Origin of the sequence: Azonexus sp. R2A61 (genome assembly GCF_021401135.1) — a bacterium.
Taxonomy (GTDB): domain Bacteria; phylum Pseudomonadota; class Gammaproteobacteria; order Burkholderiales; family Rhodocyclaceae; genus Azonexus.
Genome location: NZ_JACBFO010000002.1, coordinates 872,586 through 894,595 on the forward strand (window position 1 = coordinate 872,586; position 22,010 = coordinate 894,595).

A 22,010-nucleotide genomic window follows, 5' to 3' on the forward strand; every position below is an offset into this window, starting at 1 on the left:
TTTTATTTCCGGAGACAAGCATGAGCTTCAAGACCCCCGACCTGTGCGACGAATTCGAGGCCGAGCTGGGCAAGACGGTGCGCGTCGTCGCTCCGATGTTTCAGCGCTACGGTGGCCGTACGGCTTTTTGCGGCGAAATCGTCACGCTGAAGATTTTCGAGGACAACACGCTGGTCCGCGAGATTTTCAATGAGCCGGGTCACGGCAAGGTGCTGGTCATCGACGGTGGCGGCTCGTTGCGCTGCGCGCTGGTTGGCGATCAGCTGGCCATCCTGGCCCACAAGAACGGCTGGGAAGGCGTTGTTGTCTACGGCTGCATCCGCGACTCGGGCGACATCAACGGGATCGACATCGGTGTCCGCGCACTGAACACGCATCCGCAGAAGACCGTCAAGAAAGGCATCGGCGACCGCAACCTGGCCCTGACTTTCGGTGGTGTCACCTTCCATCCCGGGGAATGGCTGTATGCCGACGAGGACGGCGTGCTGGTCTCGGCTAAAGCGCTGACCCAGGCATGAAAAAAACCGGGGATCGCCCCGGTTTTTCCTGTTTTTCCATCGTCGACCGCAGGATCAGCCTTCGAGCAGTACCGAGCTCTCGCAGCCGACACGCACCGTGCCCCAGTGGCGACCTTCCAGCATGATCGGCATATTGATTTCCGAAAGGATTTCACCGGTATCCCGGGCATAGGTCTGAACCAGCAGGGGCTGCGCGTTCTTGGCACCGCGCAGCCCGGTCGCATCGTCCCAGATGCGCCGAGTGCGGTTGCCGACCAGGTCGGCCTGGTAATTGCCGGTCAGCGCCTGCGAGAACTTCAGGTTGTGGATCGCGCCGTAGGCATTGCTATCGACGATCAGCGCGTAAACCCCGCCTTTCAACCCGCCCAGCGCATTTTCAAGCAGCGGCTGGACCTGCTGTTCGAAGACGCGGCAGTAACCCACTTCGTATTTCTGGGGATTGGTTCCCGGCAGCGCCCGGTAGTTGCGATCCCAGACGTCGACGCCCGACTTGGCCAACTCCCGCAACTTGTCCTGGATCGCATCGCGGAAGCGGCGCGCCTGATCGACGTTGAAGTCGAAGGCACCACGGCCGATCTTGAAGCGCGACACTAGCTCCTGAACGCTTTCCGTCGCCTGACTGAGCAACTGCGTCGTCTGTTCGGACTCTTTCATGCTGCCCGCCACCTCGTCCGACAGGTCATGCACCTGACGGACCGAATCATGCACCTGGGCGTTGGTTGCCGTCAGTTCTTCCATGGCCGTCGCGATCTGGTTGAGCTGGTCGCCGGTTCGCTCGAAATCGCCGACCATGCGCTGGAATTCGCCGGACGAACGTTCGACGACTTCGCGCGTGGTCCGGATATCGGCGTTGATCAGATCGTTCTCGCGCTGCGTCTCGCGCACCAGATCGATCATGCCGCCGATATTGACGGTGATTTCCTGGGTGGCGACGTTAACCCGTTCGGCCAGTTTGCGGACCTCGTCGGCGACGACCGCGAAGCCCCGGCCCATCTCACCGGCACGAGCCGCCTCGATCGCCGCATTCAGCGCCAGCAGGTTGGTCTGGTCGGCGATCTCCCGGATCAATCCGGCGATCTGCTTGATGCTGTCCGAGCGCTGGGCAAGGTGGCCGACGGTGTCGTTGAACTGGCTGAGCTTGGTGCTGACCACCTGCACCTTGCTGACGATTTCGTGCATTTCTTCAAGCGAGTTGCGCGCCGTCGCCAGGTTGGCGTCCGTCGAGTGAGAAATCAGTTCAGTCGAACTCGACACCTCCTGGATCGCCTGCACCGCCTCGGTACTGGCACCGAACACCGAATTGGCAATTTCACCCTGGCGGCTTGCCCGTCCGGCCGTCGCCGATACCGTTTTCTTGACCACCACCGCTTCACGGGCGATGTTCACACTCATCTTGCGCACTTCGCTGATGATCTCGCGCATCTTGTCGGCGAAACGGTTGTAGGCCTCGGCCAGCGTACGCAGCTCATCGTGCGTGATGGTCGGCAGGTTGCGCGAGAAATCGCCTTCGCCACGACCGATTTCATCGAAGATCGTCGAAATCATCCGGATCGGCCGCAGGATCAGATAGCGGATGTACATGATCTGCAGCAGATTCCAGCACAGCGCGATCATGGTCAGCGTGACCATGACGATCAGCCCCTGGTCCATGCTCTCCAGAATGTGCTGCAAGACCTCGCTGCTGGTCCCCGCACGGGCGATCTCTTCCGACACCAGTCGCTTCTGATGCACGTAGACACCCAGATAGCCGAGATCGATGACGAACAGCAACAGGAAGCTCATCAGCTTCTTGGTCAGCGAATTCCAGAAAGTCCGTTCGTTCCAGTCGTAAAGCCGCCTGAATAATTCCATTCAGATCACCAAAATGTTCAAATTTACCGAATTCAACACTCCCCACGACGCAACGTCAAGTTTCAAACAAGATCCATTTCGTCCGAAAATTGCTGCAGCGCATTTCACCGTAGCAAACAATATTTCATATCGTGAAAACCAAACAATAAAGCCATGAATATTTTGAAAAAAATAAAGTCTTATGTCTTATATAAGACTATTGTTGCCCTGCAAAAATCCTTCTATACTTCAGTCATCGCCCCACTGCACTCAACCGGGGGCGCCCAAAGCCTGATCTCAACCCAACCCTGAGGAATTCACATGAGCACTCGCGAACAGCAAATCGCCGCCCTGGAAAAAGACTGGGCCGAAAACCCCCGTTGGAAGAACGTCAAGCGCGGCTACTCCGCTGCTGACGTCGTCCGTCTGCGCGGCTCCCTGCAGCCGGAATACACCCTGGCCCAGCGCGGTGCCAAGGTTCTGTGGGACAAGGTCAACGGCGGCGCCAAGAAGGGCTACGTGAATGCTTTCGGCGCGATCACCGCCGGTCAAGCCATGCAACAGGCCAAGGCCGGCCTGGAAGCCGTGTATCTGTCCGGCTGGCAAGTCGCCGCCGACGGCAACACCTCCGAAACCATGTACCCGGACCAGTCGCTGTATGCCTACGACTCCGTGCCGACCATGGTTCGCCGCATCAACAACACCTTCAAGCGTGCCGACGAAATCCAGTGGTCGCGTGGCGTCAATCCGGGCGACAAGGAATTCATCGACTACTTCCTGCCGATCGTCGCCGACGCTGAAGCCGGTTTCGGCGGCGTGCTGAACGCCTTCGAACTGATGAAGAACATGATCGCCGCCGGCGCCGCCGGTGTGCACTTCGAAGACCAGCTGGCTGCCGCCAAGAAGTGCGGCCACATGGGTGGCAAGGTCCTCGTGCCGACCCGCGAAGCGGTCGAAAAGCTGATCTCCGCGCGTTTCGCCGCCGACGTCATGGGCGTGCCGACGCTGATCCTGGCCCGTACCGATGCCGAAGCCGCCAACCTGATCACCTCCGACTACGACGAGAACGACAAGCCGTTCCTGACCGGCGAGCGCACCCAGGAAGGCTTCTTCCGCGTCAAGAACGGTCTGGAACAGTCGATCTCCCGCGGCGTCGCCTACGCTCCGTACGCCGACCTGGTCTGGTGCGAAACCGGCGTGCCCGATATCGGCTTCGCCCGCGAATTCGCCCAAGCCGTGCTGGCCGCCTGCCCGGGCAAGCTGCTGTCCTACAACTGCTCGCCGTCCTTCAACTGGAAGAAGAACCTCAACGACTCGCAGATCGCCTCCTTCCAGGAAGAACTGTCGGCGCTGGGCTACAAGTACCAGTTCATCACGCTGGCCGGCATCCACGTCAATTGGTACAACACCTTCAAGTTCGCCAAGGCCTACGCCGGCGGCGAAGGCATGAAGCACTATGTGAACATGGTTCAGGAACCGGAATTCGCCGCTCGCGAAGATGGCTACACCTTCGTCTCGCACCAGCAGGAAGTCGGCACCGGTTACTTCGACGACGTCACCACCGTGATCCAGGGTGGCTCTTCCTCCGTGAAGGCCCTGACCGGTTCGACCGAAGAAGAACAGTTCCACTAAGCAACGATTTAGGCATCCCTGCCGCCTACCCGGCGGCATTCGACCGGCCCTCACAAGGGGCCGGTTTTTTTATTTTTCCTGCGGTCGACCGCAAGCAACGCTAAAATCCGAGCCTCCGGCTGGAAATCACGTGAACAGGCTCTGGCACCGCATTTCAGAACACATCCTCGCGCCGTCGCAATTGAACGGCGCGGTGCTGCTCGATTTATTGTCGCCGCGCGGCCGCTCCGACGATCTGCAACGCCATGCAGCCAGTGTCATCCAGGCGCGGGTCCAGTTGATCGCGGCGCTGTTCGCGGTACTGGTGCCGCTCGCCGCCATTGTGGACTGGCTGGTTTTCGATCCGGCCACGGCCCGTTACCTGACCGCGCTGCGCTTTGCCTCCGCCGCGATCTTCCTTGTTCTGGCCTGGCCCAGGCCGCCATCGAGCGACCGCGGTTACGGCCGGGCGATGGGCAATCTGGCCTTGCTGTTGCTGGTGCCTTCGCTGTTTCACCTGATGTCGCTCGGGACGCTGAATGCAGCGGCCCAGACGCCGCTTGAAAAGGCCTTCACCCAGCTCTACGCCTACCTGCCGACCGTCGTCCTGGGCGGACTGGCGATCTTTCCGCTGACCGCACTGGAAAGTCTGCTGCTGTCGCTGCCGGTCCTGATCCTCGGCAGCTACTCGCTGTCGCTGGCCGAACCGCCGCTGTCGCTGGCCCAGCACGGCGGCGCATTGTGGTTCATGCTGATGATGCTCGGCGTGGCGATGTTCTCGTGCATGAGTCAGTGCCATTACATGACCACGCTCGTCGTGCGTGCCCTGCACGACCCGCTGACCGCCGCCTACACGCGGCAATCCGGCGAGGAAGCGATCCAGCTGCTGTACCGCCTGAACCAGATGGCCGGCAAGCCGCTGACGCTGGCTTTCATCGACCTCGATCGCTTCAAGAGCATCAACGACAATTTCGGCCACGAAGCCGGCGACCAGTGCCTGCGCCAGTTTGCCGACTGCCTGAGGGCCGGGCTGCGGCGCAGCGATGTCCTGATCCGTTGGGGAGGAGAGGAATTCGTCGTCGCCCTGCCCGACACACCGCCGGAAAACGCCGCCACGTTGTTGCGGCGTCTGCGCGCGACCGGCTTCGGATTACGTCCGGACGGCACCCCGCTGACGGCATCGATCGGCATCGCCAACAGCGGCGAGCCGAACAGCGCCTATGAGATCCTGCTCAAGCGAGCCGACGAACGGATGTACGCCGCCAAGGATGCCGGCCGCGACCGCGTCGTCTGGGCCGATGGCCGTTGCGAACCGCTGGCCCCTAGCGATCCGGTCGCGACCACATCCACGTCAGCGTAACGCAGGCAACGAGCAGCGGCAGATAGGCCCAGTTTCCCGGCAACGAATACCCGCCGCCGACGACACTGATTGCCAGCATCGCGCTGGCCGCCAGTTTCGCCGCCCGCGGAATCGCCCGATGTTCGCGCCAGGCGACGATGGCCGGTCCGATGCGCGGATGCGCCAACAGGCGGGCCTCCCATGCCGGATGCGAACGGGCGAAGAAAAAGGCGGCCAGGATCAGGAAGGGCGTCGTCGGCAACAGCGGCAGCACCGCGCCGATCGCCCCGAGCAACACCGACAGCACGCCAAGGATGCGGTAAACCGGCTTTTTCATCGTTTTTCCCCGTCGACCGCGTCAGCGCAATTCCCAGTAACTCGGACGGCCGTAATTGTCCTTGAGCAGATCGATGAACAACCGCACCCGCAACGGCAGGTGACGACGTTGCGGAAACACCGCATAGATACCCATCGGCGGTGCCTGCCAGGCATCGAGCACCGAGGTCAGGCGCCCTTCCTTGAGATCGCGACCGACCTCCCACAGCGAGCGCCAGGCCAGCCCACGGCCGGCCAGCGCCCATTCATGCAAGACAGCGCCGTCGTTGCACTCGAAGTTACCGCTCACCTTCACCGTTTCGACCGTGGTGCTGTCCGGATCGCGAAACACCCAACCGCGCTGCTGACCGAGCGACAAACAGTTATGGCCGGCGAGGTCGGCCGGCGTGCGCGGCACGCCGTGTGCCACCAGGTAGGCCGGGCTGGCCACAACCATCCGCCGCATTTCGCCGAGACGGACGCTGACCAGGCTGGAATCGGTCAACTCGCCGATCCGGATGGCGCAGTCGATGTTCTCGTTGATCAGATCGACCAGGCGATCCGAAAGGTCCAGATTGACGCGCACCTCGGGATTCGCCTTCATGAACTCACCGACCAGCGGCGCCACGTGCTGGCGCCCGAAACCGGCCGGCGCCGACACGCGCAACTGGCCGCTGGCCCGCACGCTACCCAGCGACACCGCCGCTTCGGCGTTGGCCAGATCGGTCAGCAGCTTCTGGCAATCCTCAAGAAACGCCTGGCCTTCGAAAGTCAGCGTCAGCTTGCGCGTCGTGCGGATCATCAAACGCACGGCCAGGCGGGACTCAAGCGCATCGAGCCGACGCCCGATGATCGCCGGCGTGACGCCCTCCGCCCGGGCTGCCGCCGACAACGAACCGCGAGTAGCCACATTGACGAAAGCGGATATCTGCTTGAAGGCGTCCATTTGATACCTGAAGTAAAAGAAGCAACGCTGATTTTGCCACTTATCCTATCAATCAAGTAACAATAAACTTGCCAACCATGACGAATCCATCCCCCCTGCCGCCGATCAAAGCGATTGCCTTCGACGCGTACGCCACGCTGTTCGACGTCTATTGCATGGAAGCGCTGGCCGAGGAATATTTCCCCAGTCAGGGCAAGGCGCTCACCGTCCTGTGGCGGCACAAGCAGGTGGAATACACGCGCATCCGGACGATGAGCGGACGTTTCAAGACCTTCTGGGAGCTGACCCGCGATGCGCTGATTTTCGCTGCCGCCCAGCTCGAACTGCCGATGAACGACAGCCAGCGCCAACATCTGATGAACCAGTACGCCTGCCTGCGCCCCTTTCCGGAAAACCAGGCGACCCTGGAAACGCTGGTGGCGATGGACATGCCGCTGGCCATCCTGTCCAACGGCACGCAGCCGATGCTCGACATCGCCGTCAAGTTCAACGGCATGAACCATCTGTTCGCGCACATCCTGTCGGCCGACACGGTGCAGAAATTCAAGACTGCCCCCGAGGTATACCAACTTGCGGTCGACGCCTTCGCCCTGCCGAAAAACGAAATCCTGTTCGTCTCGGCCAATGCCTGGGACGCCTGCGCAGCGACCTGGTTCGGCTTCCAGACCTTCTGGGTCAACCGCAACGGCCAGCCGCCCGAACAACTCGACGTCGCGCCGCACGCCAGCGGCCGGCTCCTTTCCGACGTGCTGGCCCATGTGCGCGGCCTGCACGGTTAATCCGCCATTCACCATAAACCAACGTAGAGGAAAACTCATGAGCATCCAACTGCCCGCCGGCGTGCAAATCACCGCCCCGATCAAGCCCGAATGGGAATCCATCCTCAGCACCGAAGCGCTCGAATTCGTCGCCAAGCTGCACCGCGCCTTCGAAGCCCGCCGCCAGGAACTGCTCAAGGCCCGCGTCGAGCGCCAGGCGCGCATCGATGCCGGCGAAATGCCGGACTTCCTGCCGGAAACCGCGCACATCCGCAACGGCGACTGGAAGGTCGCGCCGGTGCCGGCCGCGCTGCAATGCCGCCGCGTCGAAATCACCGGCCCGGTCGAAGCCAAGATGATCATCAACGCCTTCAACTCGGGTGCTGACTCCTACATGACCGACTTCGAGGACTCCAACAGCCCGAACTGGGAAAACCAGATCCAGGGCCAGGTGAACCTGTACAAGGCGATCCGCCGCGAACTGTCGTTCAAGAACGAAGCCGGCAAGGAATACAAGCTCAACGACAAGATCGCCACCCTGCAGATCCGTCCGCGCGGCTGGCACCTCGACGAAAAGCACGTGCTGGTTGACGGTCAACGCGTTTCCGGCGGCATTTTCGACTTCGCTCTGGTCTTCTTCCACAACGCCAAGGAACAGATCGCCCGCGGCGCCGGCCCGTTCTACTACCTGCCGAAGATGGAAAGCCACCTCGAAGCCCGCCTGTGGAACGACATCTTCGTGATGGCCCAGGACCACGTCGGCCTGCCGCAAGGCACCATCAAGGCCACCGTGCTGGTCGAGACCATCCTCGCCACCTTCGAGATGGAAGAAATCCTGTACGAACTGCGCAATCACTCCGCCGGGCTGAATGCCGGCCGCTGGGACTACATCTTCTCCTGCATCAAGAAGTTCAAGAAGAACAAGGACTTCTGCCTGGCCCAGCGCGGCGCCATCACCATGGAAGTGCCCTTCATGCGCGGCTACGCCCTGGCCCTCGTCCAGGCCTGCCACAAGCGCGGCGCCCCGGCGATGGGCGGCATGTCGGCCCTGATCCCGATCAAGAACGACCCGGTGGCCAACGAAAAGGCCCTGGCCGGCATCCGCCACGACAAGACCCGTGACGCCAACGACGGCTTCGACGGCGGCTGGGTGGCCCACCCGGGCCTGGTGCCGATCGCCATGGAAGAGTTCGTCAAGGTCCTCGGCGACCGCCCGAACCAGTTCGAGAAGCAGGTTTCCGGCAACTTCGGCCCGGCCCAGTGGCTCGACTTCCAGCCGACCACCCCGATCACCGAAGCCGGCCTGCGCAACAACATCAACGTCGGCATCCACTACCTCGGTTCCTGGCTGGCCGGCAACGGCTGCGTGCCCATCCACAACCTGATGGAAGACGCCGCCACCGCCGAAATCAGCCGCTCGCAAGTCTGGCAGTGGGTGGTTTCGCCGAAGGGCATCCTCGACGACGGCCGCAAGGTCACCGTTGAAATGGTCCGCCCGATGATTGCCGAGGAACTGGCCAAGGTGAAGGCCACCGTGACGGCGCAAGGCGAAGACACCGCGACCTACGACCAGGCCGCTGAAATCTTCGACCGCATGAGCCTGACCCCGGACTACCCGGAATTCCTGACGCTGCCGCTCTACGAGGCGATGGCCTGATAAAAACGAAGTGGAGAGAGACCAAACGCCGGGGCAACCCGGCGTTTTTTTTGACGTTTGCGGTCCCCTCAAAAAAGCCCAAATTCCGCACTCCCGCCATGCGTGATGGTCACCGGCACACGGCCGCCTGCCGAAGCATCGACAAAGATGCCGCTCCCCCAAGCCCCGCTTTCCGGCATGGCTCTGACGAATTATTTTTGCCACCCCACAATATTTTCCCGTCTCCGCCGTCTACCCTGGCATGGACACCACGTTTTCCCTGCCGACGCCCGCTGAGACGCCCCTGCCCATGGCCGATCGCAATCGCCACCTGACCGAGACCATCGCCCGCGAGAGCGGCCGGCTGGGGCGTTTCATCCGCCAGCGCGTCGCCGACCCGGGCGAGGCGGAAGACATCCTTCAGGACGTTTTCTTCGACCTGGTCGAAGCCTGGCGGCTGCCCGAACCGATCGAGCAGGTCGGCGCCTGGCTGTTCCGCGTCGCCCGCAACCGCATCGTCGACCGCTTCCGCAAGCAGCGCGAAGTACCGCTGGCGGCAGTCGCCAACCCGCACGATGACGACGCCGAAGCGCGCTGGCTGGACGATGCCCTGCCAGCGGCGGACGGCGGCCCGGAAGCCGCCCATCTGCGCCGCCTGTGGCTCGACACCATGGCCGCCGGCCTCGACGAATTGCCGGCGGGGCCGCGCGACACCTTCATCGCCCACGAAATCGATGGCCGCAGCTTCAAGGAGCTGGCAACGGCCAGCGGCGTGCCGCTGAACACCCTGCTCGGCTGGAAACGCCAGGCCGTCCTGCATCTGCGTGAACGCCTGCGTCCACTCTACGACACTCACCCCTGAATGAGGAAACCCCGATGAAATGCACTTCCCGTACCGCCGGCTGCGTCAAGCACGGCCTCAAGATCGGCCTGCTGGTCATTGCCGGCATCGCCGCTGTCACCTGGATCGTCATGTACCTCTGGAACGCCCTGCTGCCCGACCTGTTCATCGGCGTCTCGCCCATCGGCTACTGGCAGGCGCTGGGCGTGCTGATCCTCAGCCGCATCCTCTTCGGCGGTCTGCGCGGCGGCCACCACCGCTGGCACGACCGGCACGCGCATTGGGAGAAACTCAGCGCGGAGGAGCGCGAACAATTGCGCGGCCGCTTCCACAGCCGCTGGCACCGCTGCTGCGACACGTCGGCAAGTACTGACGACAAGAAGGGCAACGGCGATTCACCCGCCGCGTAAGCACCGAGCCACCGGCGGCCGGGAAATCGCCTTCCCGACCGCCGGCAGATTCTCCGCCCTCAGCCAAAACTGCACATGCCCACCACGCCCCCGACGCCGCCGGCGGTCCTGCCCCAACGCATCCGCCGTGCCCTCTGGCGCATCCTGCCGATCATCGCCGCGCTGCACGCCTACATCGGCTGGCGACTGCTGCTGCCGCTCGATCTCGGCCCGGCAACACTGGCAGTCGCCACCGCCGGACTCACACTCTCCGCCGTGCTCGTGCCGCTCGGCTTGCTCGGACGCTTTCTCGGCCAGCGCCAGGCGCTGGCCGACCGCCTGAGCGGCCTCGGCGGCCTGGCCATGGGTCTGTTCTCGTCGGTCCTGGTCCTCACCGTGCTGCGCGATCTCGCCAGCCTGGCGATAAGCGATCCGGCGCAGGACCGCCCGACCGCGCTCGCCGTCTTTGTGCTGGCGCTGCTGGCGACTGCCATCGGCTTCGTCAATGCCCGCCGCGTCGCCCGCGTGGTGCACGTCGACGTGCCGTTGGCCGGCTTGCCGCCGGGCCTGCACGGCTTTCGTATCGTCCAGCTCAGCGACATCCACGTCGGGCCGACGATCAAACGCGACTACGTGCAGGCCATCGTCGACCGCGTCAACCGCCTCGCTGCCGACCTGGTCGCCATCACCGGCGACACGGTCGACGGCAGCGTCGAGCAGTTGCGCGGAGACGTCGCCCCGCTGGCCGGACTGCGCAGCCGCCACGGCAGCTATCTGGTCACCGGCAACCACGAATACTATGCCGGTGCGGCGGCCTGGCTGGCCGAGTTCGACCGCCTCGGGCTGCACGGCCTGCACAACCGGCATGTCGTCATCGACCACGACGGCGCGCGCCTGGTCGTTGCTGGCGTCACGGACTACAACGCCGGCGCCTTCGACCCCGCCCAGGCCAGCGATCCGGCTGCGGCCCTGGCCGGCAGCCCGGCCGGATTGCCGCGGCTGCTGCTCGCCCACCAGCCGCGTTCGGCAAACGCTGCGGCGGCCGCCGGCGCCGATCTGCAGTTGTCCGGACACACGCACGGCGGCCAATTCTGGCCGTGGAATTTCTTCGTCCCCTTGCAACAGCCCTTCACCGCCGGCCTGCACAAGCTCGGCCGGCTGACCGTCTATACCAGCCGCGGCACTGGCTACTGGGGACCGCCCAAACGCTTCGGCGCCCCGTCCGAAATCACCGTCCTGCACCTGCGGCCGGCCTGAAGCGGCCGCCTGCGGTCGACGGCAAAAAACCGCAAAAATCGCTGAAGGGCCGATGCACCGCAATGGTTCGCAATGCACCATTCGGCACTTGTTGCCAAGCACCGGCACCACGCACCAGCGCGTTCTCTCCGCCAACGACGGCCTGCCGCGGTTCGCCGCAGGCGGCCGTCAAACGGGTGTTTTTCCGGCACGTTTTGTGCACCGCAACAAACACTCACCCACGTCATGTCGCAATCACGACAGGAGAATCGCCATGGACCGCTGGACCAAACTCACCGAATTCTTCGCCTGCGGCCTCGCCGTATTGCCGGCCACATTGGGCATCGGGCTCGACAGCTTCGAGATCTTCGCCACCAGCCTGGGGCTGATGCTGCTGCTACTGATCGGCGTCACCATCGGCGCCCCGGCCGTGCCACCGCCGAGCGAATCCGGCAGCGATGGCGAACACCACGAACGCTGACCGACAACGGCGCCTGCCCCGGCATGACAGGCATGCCTTCGACATTGAAAATTAGCAATCGCTTTTTTTCAAGTGTCTGATGTATAGGCTTTTATCGGAAAAAATCACCAAAAACCCCAGTTCTCGGGTCAAATTTGACGTTTGAACGGTATTTTCCGCGCTCTGGCTTGATTTCCATCCCCGTAGGGACATAATTGCCCCCACACATAACAATGGTTCTCTCGGGGAGAGGAGACAAGAGCCGTGAATCTGAACACCAAGGTCACCCTGTTCTTTGCCGGTATCGCCGCCACCTTGCTGGCCGTGCTGATCGCGATCAGCCTGTATGCCTTCCGCAGTTTTTCGATTGCCTCGGCCACCGAGCATATCCGTACGGCAGCTGAAATCGTCCGTGTCCATCTGACTGAATCGATGATCAACGGCGTCATCGACAAGCGCGAGAGCTTCCTGTCGCGACTGGTCGAGGTCAAGGGGCTGCGCTCCGCCCGCGTGTTCCGCTCGGAAGACGTCAAGAAGCAGTTCGGCGAAGGCTTGCGCATGGAGTCGGCAGCCGACGAGCTGGAACGCCGGGTACTGGCCGAAGGCAAGTCCTATTTCGAAGTCATCGACGAGGGCGACGAATCGATCTTCCGCGGCACCATTCCCTATATCGCCACGTCCACCGGCAGCCCGAACTGCCTGCAATGCCATCATGTGCCGGAAGGTACCGTGCTCGGCGCGGTAAGCATGAGCATGTCGATCGACGCGCTGAAGCAGAAGGCACTGCTCACCGTCGCCGGCATCGTCGGCGCAGTCACCGTCTTCGCGTTGCTGCTGGTCCTGCTGTCGCGCCGGCTGCTGCGCCCGGTCTCGGAAACCGCAGTCAACGTGGAGATGGCCGTCCAGCGTGCCCTGGCCGGCGATTTCCGGGCGCATGTCGAAAAACGCACAAACGACGAGATCGGCCAGATCGCGACCGACATGAACCGTCTGCTGACCTTCCTCGACGACGGTCTGAACCGGATCGGCGACAGCGTCGCCCGACTCACCGACCGCACGCCGACCCCGGGAGAAAACCGCCTGACCGCAACCATCGACATGGTCGACGGGCTGACCAAGGCGGCTCACTTCAAGCAGGCCATCGAAGAGGACGAATCGAAGTCCGAGATCTACCAGCGCCTGTCGCGCACGCTGCAACAGGAGTTCGATCTCCGCGAATTCTCGCTGTACGAGATCAGCGCCAACAAGAAACAGATGCTCAGCATCATCGTCGACGGCGAAGAGGCCGACGGCTGCCGCTGGTGCTCGCCGGAAATCCTGGTCCGCCCGGAAGCCTGCCGCGTTCGGCGTACCGGCCATCTGGTCGACGGCGTCGAGAATCCGGAAATCTGTTACGCCTTCGCACCGCCGGCCGACGCGGGCGCCCGCCGCCATGTCTGCTTCCCGATCATCCAGTCCGGCTCGGTCGGCAGCGTCGTGCAATTGCTGACCCGCCCGGCCGAACAGGAGGCATTGCAGGCCAAGGTGCCGCTGATCAACGTCTACCTGCGCGAGACCGCGCCGGTGCTCGAAACCAAGCGACTGATGGAAAGCCTGCGCGATTCGACGCTGCGCGATCCGATGACCGGCCTGAACAACCGCCGCTTCCTCGAGGAATACGTCGAAACGCTGGTCGCCGGCGTACAGCGCAAACGCTCGCACGCGGCAATCATGATGCTCGACCTCGACTACTTCAAGATGGTCAACGACACGCACGGGCACGATGCCGGCGATGCCGTGCTGAAAGCGCTGTCCAACGTGCTCAAGCAGTCGGTACGCGCTTCCGACCTGGTGATCCGTTACGGCGGCGAAGAGTTCCTGATCGTGTTGCTCGACAGTTCCGGCGAGCACGCCGAGCGGATCGCCGAGAACATTCGTCAGGCCGTCGAGGCCCTGAAGGTGCAAATCGGCGGCATCGTGCTGCAGAAGACGATTTCGATCGGCATTTCCGACTTTCCGACCGACAGCGAAACCTTCTGGCAGGCCGTCAAGTTTGCCGACGTGGCGCTTTACCAGGCCAAGGAACAGGGGCGTAACCGGGTGGTCCGCTTCTCGACCGAAATGTGGTCGGACGGCAAGGACTACTGAGCATTACGCCAAAAAAGTAAAAGATCAATCGACACGACGGCGGATTATCAACACTGCCAGGCTGCAATAAACTGACATCCTCTTTCCGGAGGATGTCCTCATGCTTGCTTCCCTCAGCCTGCTGCTGAGCTGCCAGTTGATCGGCGAACTGATCGCCCACTGGCTGGCCCTGCCCGTGCCCGGCCCGGTGATCGGACTGGTGCTGCTGTTCCTCTGGCTCGTGCTGAGCGAAGGGCCATCGGACGACCTGAAGCAGACCTGCCAGACGCTGCTCCAGCATCTGTCGCTGCTGTTCGTTCCGGCCGGCACCGGCATCGTGCTCTACCTGACGCTGATCGGCGACGAATGGCCAGCGCTCGCCGCATCGCTGCTGATCAGCACGCTGGCCGCGCTGGTGGTCACCGCCGGCGTGATGGTGCTGGTCCAGCGCTACTTCGCCAGGGAGGAATCATGAACCTGCAGTTCCAGCCCTTTTCCGCCATCTGGGTCTACCTCGCGGCGTCGCCGCTGCTCGGGCTGACCCTCACTCTGCTCGCCTACCAGGCCGCCCACGCCCTGCATGTCCGCTGCAAGCGTCATCCGGCGGCCAACCCGGTGCTGATTGCCGTGGCCATTCTCGGGGTTTTCCTGTGGTTGACCGGAACCCGCTACGAAACCTATTTCTCCGGCGCCCAGTTCGTCCATTTCCTGCTCGGCCCGGCCACCGTTGCGCTGGCGGTTCCGCTCTATGCCCAGTTCCGGCGCGTGCGCCGACTGCTGCTGCCGGTGATTCTCGGCCTGCTCGCCGGGAGCCTGACCGCTATCGTGTCGGCCGTGCTGGTCGGCCGCTGGCTGGGTGCCTCGGTTGCCACGCAGGCGTCGCTGGCACCCAAATCGGTGACCACACCGATCGCCATGGGCATTGCCGAAAGAATCGGCGGTTTACCGTCGTTGACCGCAGTCATGGTGATTTTCACCGGCGTGCTCGGCGCCATCGTCGGCCGCCAGGTATTCGACCTGATGCGGGTACGCGACCAGGCGATCCGCGGCTTCGCCATGGGCGTCGCCTCGCACGGCATCGGCACGGCGCGCGCCTTCCAGGAAAACGAGCAAAGCGGCGCATTCGCGGCACTGGCGATGGGGCTCAACGGACTGCTCACCGCCTTGCTGCTGCCGGTGATCGCCGGCTGGCTGCTGGTCCGCTAAGGGTAAGCCCCAATGGCCGCTCCCGAACCGGCGGCCAAGAATCCCGGCATGTTCCCCAAACCCCCGCCCCCCGCGCCCCGCCAGACCTGGCTGTGGCAGGCGCCGTATCTGGCGATCGGCGTGTTCGCGCTGGCCATGCTGTTCGTCACCGGCCTGTTGCAATGGCGCGAACTGGATACCGCCCGGTCGGCGCTGGAAGGCGACATGCATTGGGCCGAGCGAACGCTGGAGGGACGTCTGCACGCCCACCTCGATTTTCTTGGCGAACTGGCGCGCGACCAGGAATTTCGTCAGCTCGACTACGAATCCTTCCAGGTCAAGGCATCGCGCTACGTGCGCGAAATGCCGGAAATCGAAGCGATCATCTGGGTCGACACCGATGGCAAGGTGGAATGGGTGGCGCCCAACGAATCGACCGCCAGCTTCGTCGGCGACCAGTTGAGCGGCAAACGCCTGGCGGCACTGCAGAAAGCCCTGCGCACGCGACACGAGGTCGTCTCCGCCGACTACGCCAACCCGGTCGGCCAACCCGAGCACGACATCGTGATTCCGGTCCAGCGCGGCAGCGCCGACGTCGGCGCGTTCATCGCCATGCAATCGCTCGATGCCTTGCTGCGGGCAGCGATGCCGGCCGCCTTCATGACCCGCTATCACCTGACCGTGGTCGACGAAGCCAACCGCGAGGTCTATCGCAACTCGTCAGTGCGCCCCACCGAACGCAAGATTTCCGGCTCGTTCGTGGTCGACCTGCCGAACAACCGGCTCGGCCTGGATATCGTCGCCTACCGCAGCGGCACTGCCTGGCTGCCCTACGTGCCGGCGCTGCTGATCGTCGTGCTGACGCTGATCGCCACGATCACATTGATCCAGCTGCGCCGCCATGCCCAGCACCGGGCGGATACCGAAGAGCAGTTGCGGGCCGCCTATGCCTTCCGCCAGGCCATGTCCAATTCACTGGTCACCGGGATGCGGGCGATCGATCTGGAAGGACGGATCTCCTTCGTCAATGCCGCCTTCTGCCGGATGACCGGGTTTGCCGAGAGCGAGCTGGTCGGCATCAAGCCGCCCTATCCCTACTGGCCGCCGGAAGAATTCGACCGGCTGCAGCACAATATCGACACCGCGCTGGCCGGCAAGGCTCCGGCCAGCGGCTTCGAGATGCGCATCATGCGCAAGAGCGGCGAGCGTTTCGACGTGCGACTCTATTTTTCGCCATTGATCGACGCCAGCGGCGAACAGATCGGCTGGATGGCGTCGATGAACGACATCACCGAGCCGAAGCGGGCGCGGGTCGAACTGGAACGCGCCCACGAGCGCTTCACGACGGTGATCGACGGGCTCGATTCGGCGGTGCACGTCGCCGACGCGCTGACCGGCGAAATCCTGTTCGCCAACCGCGCCTTCCAGAACATTTACGGCTTCGACGCCGTCGGCCGCGACACGGCGCTGGTCACCGCCAGTTGCCGCCCGGATCCCGCCGCGCTAAGCCACGATCCTCGCGATCTTGCGGTCGACATGCTGCCCTGCGAGATTTTCGACGGCGAACTCCGCCACCAGTTGTCCGGCCACTGGTACCACCTGCACGAACGTGCCATCCGCTGGGTGGACGGGCGCACCGTGCGCGTCCAGATCGCCGCCGACATCACCGACCGCAAGCACATCGAAGAGGTCAACCTGCAACAGCAGAAACGCCTGGAACAAACCTCGCGACTGATCACCATGGGCGAAATGGCCAGTTCGCTGGCCCACGAACTGAACCAGCCGCTGTCGGCGATCGCCAATTACTGCGCCGGCTGCGTCAAGCGCATGCAGGCCGGCAACTACCGCTTCGACGACCTGCTGGCCGCCATGCAGAAAGCCTCGGAACAGGCCGAGCGGGCCGGCAAGATCATTCGCCGGATGCGTGACATGGTGAAGAAGGGCGAGCCCAAGCGGCAACCCGTCTCGCTCGCCGAACTGGTCGACGAAGCACGCGCCTTTGCCGACATCGAAGCCCGTCGCACCGGCACCCAGATCGTCGTCGAACTGCCGGAAAACCTGCCGCAGATCCTGGTTGACCGCATCATGATCGAACAAGTGCTGCTCAACCTGATCAAGAACGGCATCGAGGCCATGCACGAACTGCCGGCCGAACGCCGGATACTGCGCGTCCAGGCACGCAGCCAGGATGCCCGGACGGTCGAGGTGGCGATCGTCGATCAGGGGCACGGGCTGGCCGACGAAGACATCGAACGCATCTTCACCCCGTTCTACACGACCAAGCCCGACGGCATGGGTATCGGCCTGCCGATCTGCCGTTCCATCATAGAATTCCACCAGGGGCGCCTGTGGGCCGAAGCGCGGCGCGAGGGCGGCAGCAGCTTCCGCTTCACCGTACCGGTCAGCGGGCAAGACAACATGAAGGACGACGATGACTGAGAGCGGACAAATCATCTACGTGGTGGACGACGACGAGGCGATGCGCGATTCGATGACCTGGCTGCTCGAAGGCGAAGGCTGGCCGGTGGCGACCTTTGCCTCCGGCCAGCGCTTTCTGGCGGACTACCACGCTGGCATGAAAGGCTGTCTGGTGCTCGACGTGCGGATGCCCGACATGAGCGGCCTGGAGCTCTACGAACACCTGGTCGACCTGCGCTGCGCGCTGCCGGTGATCTTCGTCACCGGCCATGGCGACGTGCCGATGGCCGTAGCCGCCTTGCAACGCGGCGCCTGCGACTTCATCGAAAAACCCTTCCACAACGAAGACCTGCTGTCACGCATCCGGCGCGCACTGAACGTGGATGCCGAAAATGCCGCCCGCCGCCAGCGCGACGGCGAAATCACCCATCGCCTGGCGCAACTGACGCAACGCGAGCGCGAAGTGATGAACCTGGTCGTCGCCGGAAAACTGAACAAGCAGATCGCCGACGAACTGGACATCAGCATGAAGACCGTCGAAGCCCACCGGGCACGGGTCATGGACAAGATGGGCGTGCGTACGCTGGCCGAACTGGTCAAGGTGGTACTGCAGCTGAATTGAAGCGCCGTCCCCGGCGCCGGGATCACAACGGGATGATGTCGTCGCCGCCGGCGCCGAGTTGACCGTCGTACGAGGTCCGCTGACGGACTTCCTTGCGGCGCAGCAACTTCTCCTGCACCTTGGCCGGCAGGTCGGTGAACAGGATCAGGTCCTTGGCGATCAACAGTTCGATGGTGTCTTCGATGACCCGCACGAAATCGCGGTCGAGCTGGGTCAGCTCGTTTTCCCGCCAGCGCTCGTGGATGAACTGCAGCACTTCGGCATTATCCGCCGGCAACGATTCCTGGGCATTGCCGACAGGCGTCGGATGCAATTCGACGATCCTTCCCGCCTCATCTCTCGCCACGTACAGCATGCCCTGCCTCTCCTGTTCCCGTTATTGGCTCGAAGTCTGCATCAGCCCTTGCGGCTTGGCAATTGGCCAAACGAACATTTCAGTAATTTTTCGTAGGAATCTTCAACGGCATTTTCGGTTGACCGTGAAAATTCGTCGGCGGCACCTTGAAACCGCCGCCCGCCGGCTTGTCGGCCGGGACGACCCGCACCGACTGCTGCCCCGACTGCCGGTCGGCGCTCACCTCGATGACCGAGGCCCGCTGCGGCCCCGGCCGGTCCAGCGTTTCACGCACGATACGCACGCGCTCGGCGGCGATCCGGCGATCGATGCCATCGGTAGACATGCCGCGGTCGGCCAGCACCTTGCGCATCTCGAGCAGGCTTTCCAGTTCCTTGCTCATGCGCAGCGAACGGCTCGGTTCGCCCCAGCTTTCCTTCGGCTTGGCCACCGCGATGTTGAACGCCTCCGGATTGCTGACCAGCCGGGCCAGGTTGAGGTTATCGGCCCGCATCGCCCATTCCAGTGCCCCGTCGCCCCAGTCGTTTTTCGGACTGCGGTCGGCGCCTTTCTCGATCAGCTTGCGAGCCAGTCCCTCGCGCCCTTCGTAAACCGCCATCATCAGCACCGTCGAACCATTGGTGCTGCGGGCGTTGATATCGGCGCCAAGGCCGATCAAATACTCCATCATTTCCTCGTTGCCGGCGAATACCGCGTAATGCAGCGGCGACCAGCGACGGGCCGGCGCATTGATCCTGGCTCCGCGCTCGACCAGCCAGCGGGCCGCCTCCATCTTGCCGCGCCAGGCCGCCAGGGCCAGCGCCGATTCGCCGTTGGCGTTGAGTTGATTGATATCGGCCCCGCGCGCAATGAATAGGCGCATCAACGCGATGTTGCCCTCCCAGGCGCCGATCATCAGGCCGGAACCGATCCGGCTGCCGAGGAAGTCCGCCGGCAAGCCGGCATCGAGCCAGGCCTCGGCCTGCCCCAGATCGCCCAGTTCCATCTGGGTCGAGAAAGCCACCGGATCGGGCAGACGGGTTTCGCCGCCGAACCAGGATTGGGCTTGGACGGCGCAAATCGGCGTCACGCCGATTATCATTGTCAGTACGAACTTCCTGATCAGGCGGGTCATTGGTGGTCTCGCTTCATTCATCCGTGCATTTTCTCATGACCCGCCCCCGGCGCCCGCTTCTGCTTGCCCTGCTCCTGTCGGGACTGATCCACCTGCTCCCCTTCCTGAAACTGCCGGACACGGCGGCCCCGCGGAGCCCGTCGCCGAATGCCATGCAGGCGACCCTGCATCCCGCCGCCCCGGCAGCAAGTGCCGCCCCCAGCGAACTGAAGGTGGACGAGACGCCTGTCGGCCCCGCCAGGAAAGCTGTCCCCGACATCGAAAAACCGCGGCCTTCTGCGGTCGACCGCAGAAAACCCGCAAAAACCTGGCAGCAGTCGATCGGCCAGCAACTCGCCAGCCAGCGCAGGCAAGGCAACTGCTATCCGGAGGATGCGCTGCGTCAGGGCGTCCAGGGCGAAGTCCTCATGCGGGTGATCCTCGACGAAAACGGCAAAGTGGTCGCCAGCCGCGTCGAGGCGAGCAGCGGACAGCCCGCGCTCGATGCCGCCGCCCGCTGCGCGATCGACCGACTGAGCGCACTTCCCGCGGATGCCCCGAGGGAATTCCTGCTGCCGGTCCGTTTTCTGCTGCGCTGAAATTCACCTAATCAGAACAATTTTACGGATTATTAATTTTGTTATAAAAAACAATTTTGATGCTAATCTGCCGCACCAATTTGATTTTGATCAACAACGGTTCCGACAAGGAAAATCAGCATGGCATCCCTGAGCAATCTCCGCGTCTCCACGCGCATGCAGCTACTGGTCGGCCTGACGCTGGTCGGGCTGGTCATCCTCTGCCTGGTTTCGCTCTTCGAACTGCGGGACAGCATGCTCGAAGACCGCAAGGCCAAAACGAAAAACCTGATCGAAGTAGCCAACGGCGTCCTGGTACATCACCAGAAACTGGCGGCCAGCGGCGCGCTGTCGCTGGAAGCCGCCCAACAAGCGGCCCGCGACAACCTGCGTGACCTGCGCTACGGCGACAACGATTACTACTTCATTTTCGACACCCAGGGCACCTATCTGATGATGGGTGCCAACCGCTCGGTCGAAGGCCAGAACCGTATCGAACTGAAGGACGCCAACGGAAAATTTCTGGTCAAGGAACTGATCAAGGCCGCACAGGCCGGCGGCGGCTTCGTCGAATACTGGTTCCCGCGGGCCGGCCAGCAGACGGCCGAGCCGAAACTGTCCTACGCCACGCTGTTCGAACCCTGGGGCTGGGTGATCGGTACCGGCATCTACATCGACGACATCGATCGCGAATTCCGCAAGGTGGCGCTGCTGCTCGGCGGCATCGCCGTCGGCCTGCTCGGCGCATTGATCGCCGTCGGCTACCAGGTGAGCAGCAGCGTCCTTCGCCAGCTCGGAGGCGAGCCGGCGACGGCGGCTGCCATCATGCGCCAGATCGCCGACGGCGACCTGACCGCGCATATCGGCGACACCCCGGCCGGCAGCCTGCTGCATACCCTCGACCGCATGGCCGAGTCGCTGCGCAAGATGGTCGGCGAGATCAACGACGACGCCAACCGCTTGGTCGACAACGCCGAACGCATCGCCACGGCGTCGGACGAAGTCGCCAATGCCGCCGAACAACAGGCCGACGCCACGTCGGCGATGGCGGCGGCGATCGAGCAACTGACGGTGAGCTCCAACCACATTTCCGAAAGCGCCCGCGAGACCTCGCAGGATTCGTCGACGGCAGTCGAGCTGTCAGGCCAGGGGTCGGCCCGGGTCGGCCAGGCCACCCAGGCGATCGAACAGATCGCCTCGACGGTGACCGATGCGTCCGGGCGGATTCGCGCCCTGGAAGAACGGGCCCAGCAGATCTCGACGATCGCCAACGTGATCAAGGACATCGCCGGCCAGACCAACCTGCTGGCGCTCAACGCCGCCATCGAAGCGGCGCGGGCCGGCGAGCAGGGCCGCGGTTTCGCGGTGGTCGCCGACGAAGTCCGCAAGCTGGCCGAACGCACCTCGTCGGCCACCACCGAAATCGAGCAGATGATCGTCGGCATCCAGAGCGATACCGTCGGTGCCGTCGAAGCGATGAATGCGGCCCTGCCGGAAGTGCAACAGGGCGTCGAACTGGCCGGCTCGGCCTCGGAATCGCTGCGTGCCATCGAAGCAGGCGCCCGGCGCACCCTGGCCCGGGTCGGCGAAGTGGCTGACGCGACCAGGGAGCAGAGCGCGGCCAGCACGTCGATCGCCCAGCGTGTCGAGCAGATCGCCAACATGGTCGAGGAAACCACGGCGACCATCCGCGGCACGGCGACCACCGCCCATCAACTGGAAAACATCGCGCTCAGCCTGAAGCAGCTGATCAGCCGCTTCAGGGTATGAGCCG

21 protein-coding genes are annotated in these 22,010 nt (G+C 63.5%); 16 read left to right on the plus strand and 5 right to left on the minus strand.

The features are described 5' to 3' along the window. The first annotated feature begins 20 nt into the window (after positions 1-20). A complete protein-coding gene (rraA, locus tag L0962_RS09225; RefSeq protein WP_234086086.1) occupies positions 21-518 on the plus strand; it encodes a ribonuclease E activity regulator RraA in 498 nt (165 codons plus the stop codon). Between the two features lie 54 nt (positions 519-572). On the opposite strand, the gene L0962_RS09230 is transcribed toward rraA, so the two are convergent. Next, positions 573-2,369 (minus strand): methyl-accepting chemotaxis protein, encoded by a 1,797-nt coding sequence (locus L0962_RS09230; RefSeq protein ID WP_234086089.1) that lies wholly within the window; start codon positions 2,367-2,369, stop codon positions 573-575. A 300-nt stretch (positions 2,370-2,669) separates the two neighbouring features. Between L0962_RS09230 and aceA the strand changes: the two genes are divergently transcribed. Both aceA and L0962_RS18305 read left to right on the plus strand, forming a co-directional pair. Next, positions 2,670-3,980: an isocitrate lyase gene (gene aceA, locus L0962_RS09235; protein WP_234086092.1), complete on the plus strand. Its 1,311-nt coding sequence runs from the start codon at positions 2,670-2,672 to the stop codon at positions 3,978-3,980. A 130-nt stretch (positions 3,981-4,110) separates the two neighbouring features. Then, positions 4,111-5,319 carry a GGDEF domain-containing protein gene (locus L0962_RS18305; RefSeq protein ID WP_234086094.1) on the plus strand — a complete coding sequence of 403 codons (1,209 nt, stop codon included), beginning with the start codon at positions 4,111-4,113 and terminating at the stop codon, positions 5,317-5,319. On the opposite strand, the gene L0962_RS09245 is transcribed toward L0962_RS18305, so the two are convergent. Both L0962_RS09245 and L0962_RS09250 read right to left on the minus strand, forming a co-directional pair. After that, positions 5,282-5,635 (minus strand): YbaN family protein, encoded by a 354-nt coding sequence (locus tag L0962_RS09245; RefSeq protein WP_234086096.1) that lies wholly within the window; start codon positions 5,633-5,635, stop codon positions 5,282-5,284. The two genes, L0962_RS18305 and L0962_RS09245, sit on opposite strands and share 38 nt — an antisense overlap. 21 nt (positions 5,636-5,656) lie before the next feature. After that, positions 5,657-6,559 (minus strand): LysR family transcriptional regulator, encoded by a 903-nt coding sequence (locus L0962_RS09250; RefSeq protein ID WP_234086098.1) that lies wholly within the window; start codon positions 6,557-6,559, stop codon positions 5,657-5,659. A 77-nt stretch (positions 6,560-6,636) separates the two neighbouring features. On the opposite strand from L0962_RS09250, the gene L0962_RS09255 reads away from it, so the two are divergent. The 11 genes from L0962_RS09255 (at position 6,637) to L0962_RS09305 (ending at position 18,210) form a co-directional block, all read left to right on the plus strand. After that, complete coding sequence (locus L0962_RS09255) at positions 6,637-7,338, plus strand: haloacid dehalogenase type II (protein ID WP_234086099.1); 702 nt, start codon at positions 6,637-6,639, stop codon at positions 7,336-7,338. A 37-nt stretch (positions 7,339-7,375) separates the two neighbouring features. Beyond that, positions 7,376-8,974 (plus strand): malate synthase A, encoded by a 1,599-nt coding sequence (gene aceB, locus L0962_RS09260; RefSeq protein WP_234086101.1) that lies wholly within the window; start codon positions 7,376-7,378, stop codon positions 8,972-8,974. A 289-nt stretch (positions 8,975-9,263) separates the two neighbouring features. Next, positions 9,264-9,815 carry an RNA polymerase sigma factor gene (locus L0962_RS09265; protein WP_234086102.1) on the plus strand — a complete coding sequence of 184 codons (552 nt, stop codon included), beginning with the start codon at positions 9,264-9,266 and terminating at the stop codon, positions 9,813-9,815. A gap of 14 nt (positions 9,816-9,829) precedes the next feature. Next, the gene (locus tag L0962_RS09270; RefSeq protein ID WP_234086105.1) at positions 9,830-10,204 is read left to right on the plus strand and encodes a DUF3106 domain-containing protein; all 375 of its coding nucleotides are present in this window, start codon (positions 9,830-9,832) and stop codon (positions 10,202-10,204) included. Between the two features lie 75 nt (positions 10,205-10,279). Further along, on the plus strand, positions 10,280-11,440 hold the full coding sequence (locus L0962_RS09275) for a metallophosphoesterase (RefSeq protein WP_234086108.1): 1,161 nt from the start codon (positions 10,280-10,282) through the stop codon (positions 11,438-11,440). A 253-nt stretch (positions 11,441-11,693) separates the two neighbouring features. After that, a complete protein-coding gene (locus L0962_RS09280; RefSeq protein ID WP_234086109.1) occupies positions 11,694-11,900 on the plus strand; it encodes a hypothetical protein in 207 nt (68 codons plus the stop codon). Between the two features lie 243 nt (positions 11,901-12,143). Then, entirely contained in the window at positions 12,144-14,006 is a 1,863-nt protein-coding gene (locus L0962_RS09285; protein ID WP_234086113.1) for a GGDEF domain-containing protein, read from the plus strand. Between the two features lie 100 nt (positions 14,007-14,106). Further along, entirely contained in the window at positions 14,107-14,460 is a 354-nt protein-coding gene (locus L0962_RS09290; RefSeq protein ID WP_234086114.1) for a CidA/LrgA family protein, read from the plus strand. Next, entirely contained in the window at positions 14,457-15,191 is a 735-nt protein-coding gene (locus L0962_RS09295) for an LrgB family protein (protein ID WP_234086116.1), read from the plus strand. Before L0962_RS09290 ends, L0962_RS09295 begins: the two co-directional genes overlap by 4 nt. Positions 15,192-15,239: 48 nt before the next feature. Then, on the plus strand, positions 15,240-17,609 hold the full coding sequence (locus tag L0962_RS09300) for a PAS domain S-box protein (protein ID WP_234086117.1): 2,370 nt from the start codon (positions 15,240-15,242) through the stop codon (positions 17,607-17,609). Beyond that, on the plus strand, positions 17,602-18,210 hold the full coding sequence (locus L0962_RS09305) for a response regulator transcription factor (protein WP_234086118.1): 609 nt from the start codon (positions 17,602-17,604) through the stop codon (positions 18,208-18,210). The genes L0962_RS09300 and L0962_RS09305 overlap by 8 nt, the downstream gene beginning before the upstream one ends. A 22-nt stretch (positions 18,211-18,232) precedes the next feature. Here the strand turns inward: L0962_RS09305 and L0962_RS09310 are convergent, their stop codons facing one another. Then, positions 18,233-18,565, minus strand: coding sequence for a hypothetical protein (locus L0962_RS09310; RefSeq protein ID WP_234086120.1), 333 nt, complete (start codon positions 18,563-18,565; stop codon positions 18,233-18,235). Positions 18,566-18,644: 79 nt separating this feature from the next. Continuing rightward, positions 18,645-19,634 (minus strand): ankyrin repeat domain-containing protein, encoded by a 990-nt coding sequence (locus L0962_RS09315; RefSeq protein ID WP_234086121.1) that lies wholly within the window; start codon positions 19,632-19,634, stop codon positions 18,645-18,647. A gap of 80 nt (positions 19,635-19,714) precedes the next feature. Here L0962_RS09315 and L0962_RS09320 point away from each other — a divergent pair, with 80 nt between their 5' ends. Both L0962_RS09320 and L0962_RS09325 read left to right on the plus strand, forming a co-directional pair. Beyond that, entirely contained in the window at positions 19,715-20,257 is a 543-nt protein-coding gene (locus L0962_RS09320; RefSeq protein ID WP_234086123.1) for an energy transducer TonB, read from the plus strand. A 120-nt stretch (positions 20,258-20,377) separates the two neighbouring features. Next, positions 20,378-22,006, plus strand: a complete 1,629-nt coding sequence (locus tag L0962_RS09325; RefSeq protein WP_234086124.1) for a methyl-accepting chemotaxis protein — start codon at positions 20,378-20,380, stop codon at positions 22,004-22,006. Positions 22,007-22,010 lie beyond the last annotated feature (4 nt).

Excerpts from the sequence above, each read along its gene's own strand:
- rraA (WP_234086086.1), top strand. The coding sequence starts at position 21 with ATGAGCTTCAAGACCCCCGACCTGTGCGACGAATTCGAGGCCGAGCTG.
- L0962_RS09230 (WP_234086089.1), bottom strand. The coding sequence starts at position 2,369 with ATGGAATTATTCAGGCGGCTTTACGACTGGAACGAACGGACTTTCTGG.
- aceA (WP_234086092.1), top strand. The coding sequence starts at position 2,670 with ATGAGCACTCGCGAACAGCAAATCGCCGCCCTGGAAAAAGACTGGGCC.
- L0962_RS09245 (WP_234086096.1), bottom strand. The coding sequence starts at position 5,635 with ATGAAAAAGCCGGTTTACCGCATCCTTGGCGTGCTGTCGGTGTTGCTC.
- L0962_RS09250 (WP_234086098.1), bottom strand. The coding sequence starts at position 6,559 with ATGGACGCCTTCAAGCAGATATCCGCTTTCGTCAATGTGGCTACTCGC.
- L0962_RS09255 (WP_234086099.1), top strand. The coding sequence starts at position 6,637 with ATGACGAATCCATCCCCCCTGCCGCCGATCAAAGCGATTGCCTTCGAC.
- aceB (WP_234086101.1), top strand. The coding sequence starts at position 7,376 with ATGAGCATCCAACTGCCCGCCGGCGTGCAAATCACCGCCCCGATCAAG.
- L0962_RS09265 (WP_234086102.1), top strand. The coding sequence starts at position 9,264 with ATGGCCGATCGCAATCGCCACCTGACCGAGACCATCGCCCGCGAGAGC.
- L0962_RS09270 (WP_234086105.1), top strand. The coding sequence starts at position 9,830 with ATGAAATGCACTTCCCGTACCGCCGGCTGCGTCAAGCACGGCCTCAAG.
- L0962_RS09275 (WP_234086108.1), top strand. The coding sequence starts at position 10,280 with ATGCCCACCACGCCCCCGACGCCGCCGGCGGTCCTGCCCCAACGCATC.
- L0962_RS09280 (WP_234086109.1), top strand. The coding sequence starts at position 11,694 with ATGGACCGCTGGACCAAACTCACCGAATTCTTCGCCTGCGGCCTCGCC.
- L0962_RS09290 (WP_234086114.1), top strand. The coding sequence starts at position 14,107 with ATGCTTGCTTCCCTCAGCCTGCTGCTGAGCTGCCAGTTGATCGGCGAA.
- L0962_RS09295 (WP_234086116.1), top strand. The coding sequence starts at position 14,457 with ATGAACCTGCAGTTCCAGCCCTTTTCCGCCATCTGGGTCTACCTCGCG.
- L0962_RS09300 (WP_234086117.1), top strand. The coding sequence starts at position 15,240 with ATGTTCCCCAAACCCCCGCCCCCCGCGCCCCGCCAGACCTGGCTGTGG.
- L0962_RS09305 (WP_234086118.1), top strand. The coding sequence starts at position 17,602 with ATGACTGAGAGCGGACAAATCATCTACGTGGTGGACGACGACGAGGCG.
- L0962_RS09310 (WP_234086120.1), bottom strand. The coding sequence starts at position 18,565 with ATGCTGTACGTGGCGAGAGATGAGGCGGGAAGGATCGTCGAATTGCAT.
- L0962_RS09320 (WP_234086123.1), top strand. The coding sequence starts at position 19,715 with ATGACCCGCCCCCGGCGCCCGCTTCTGCTTGCCCTGCTCCTGTCGGGA.
- L0962_RS09325 (WP_234086124.1), top strand. The coding sequence starts at position 20,378 with ATGGCATCCCTGAGCAATCTCCGCGTCTCCACGCGCATGCAGCTACTG.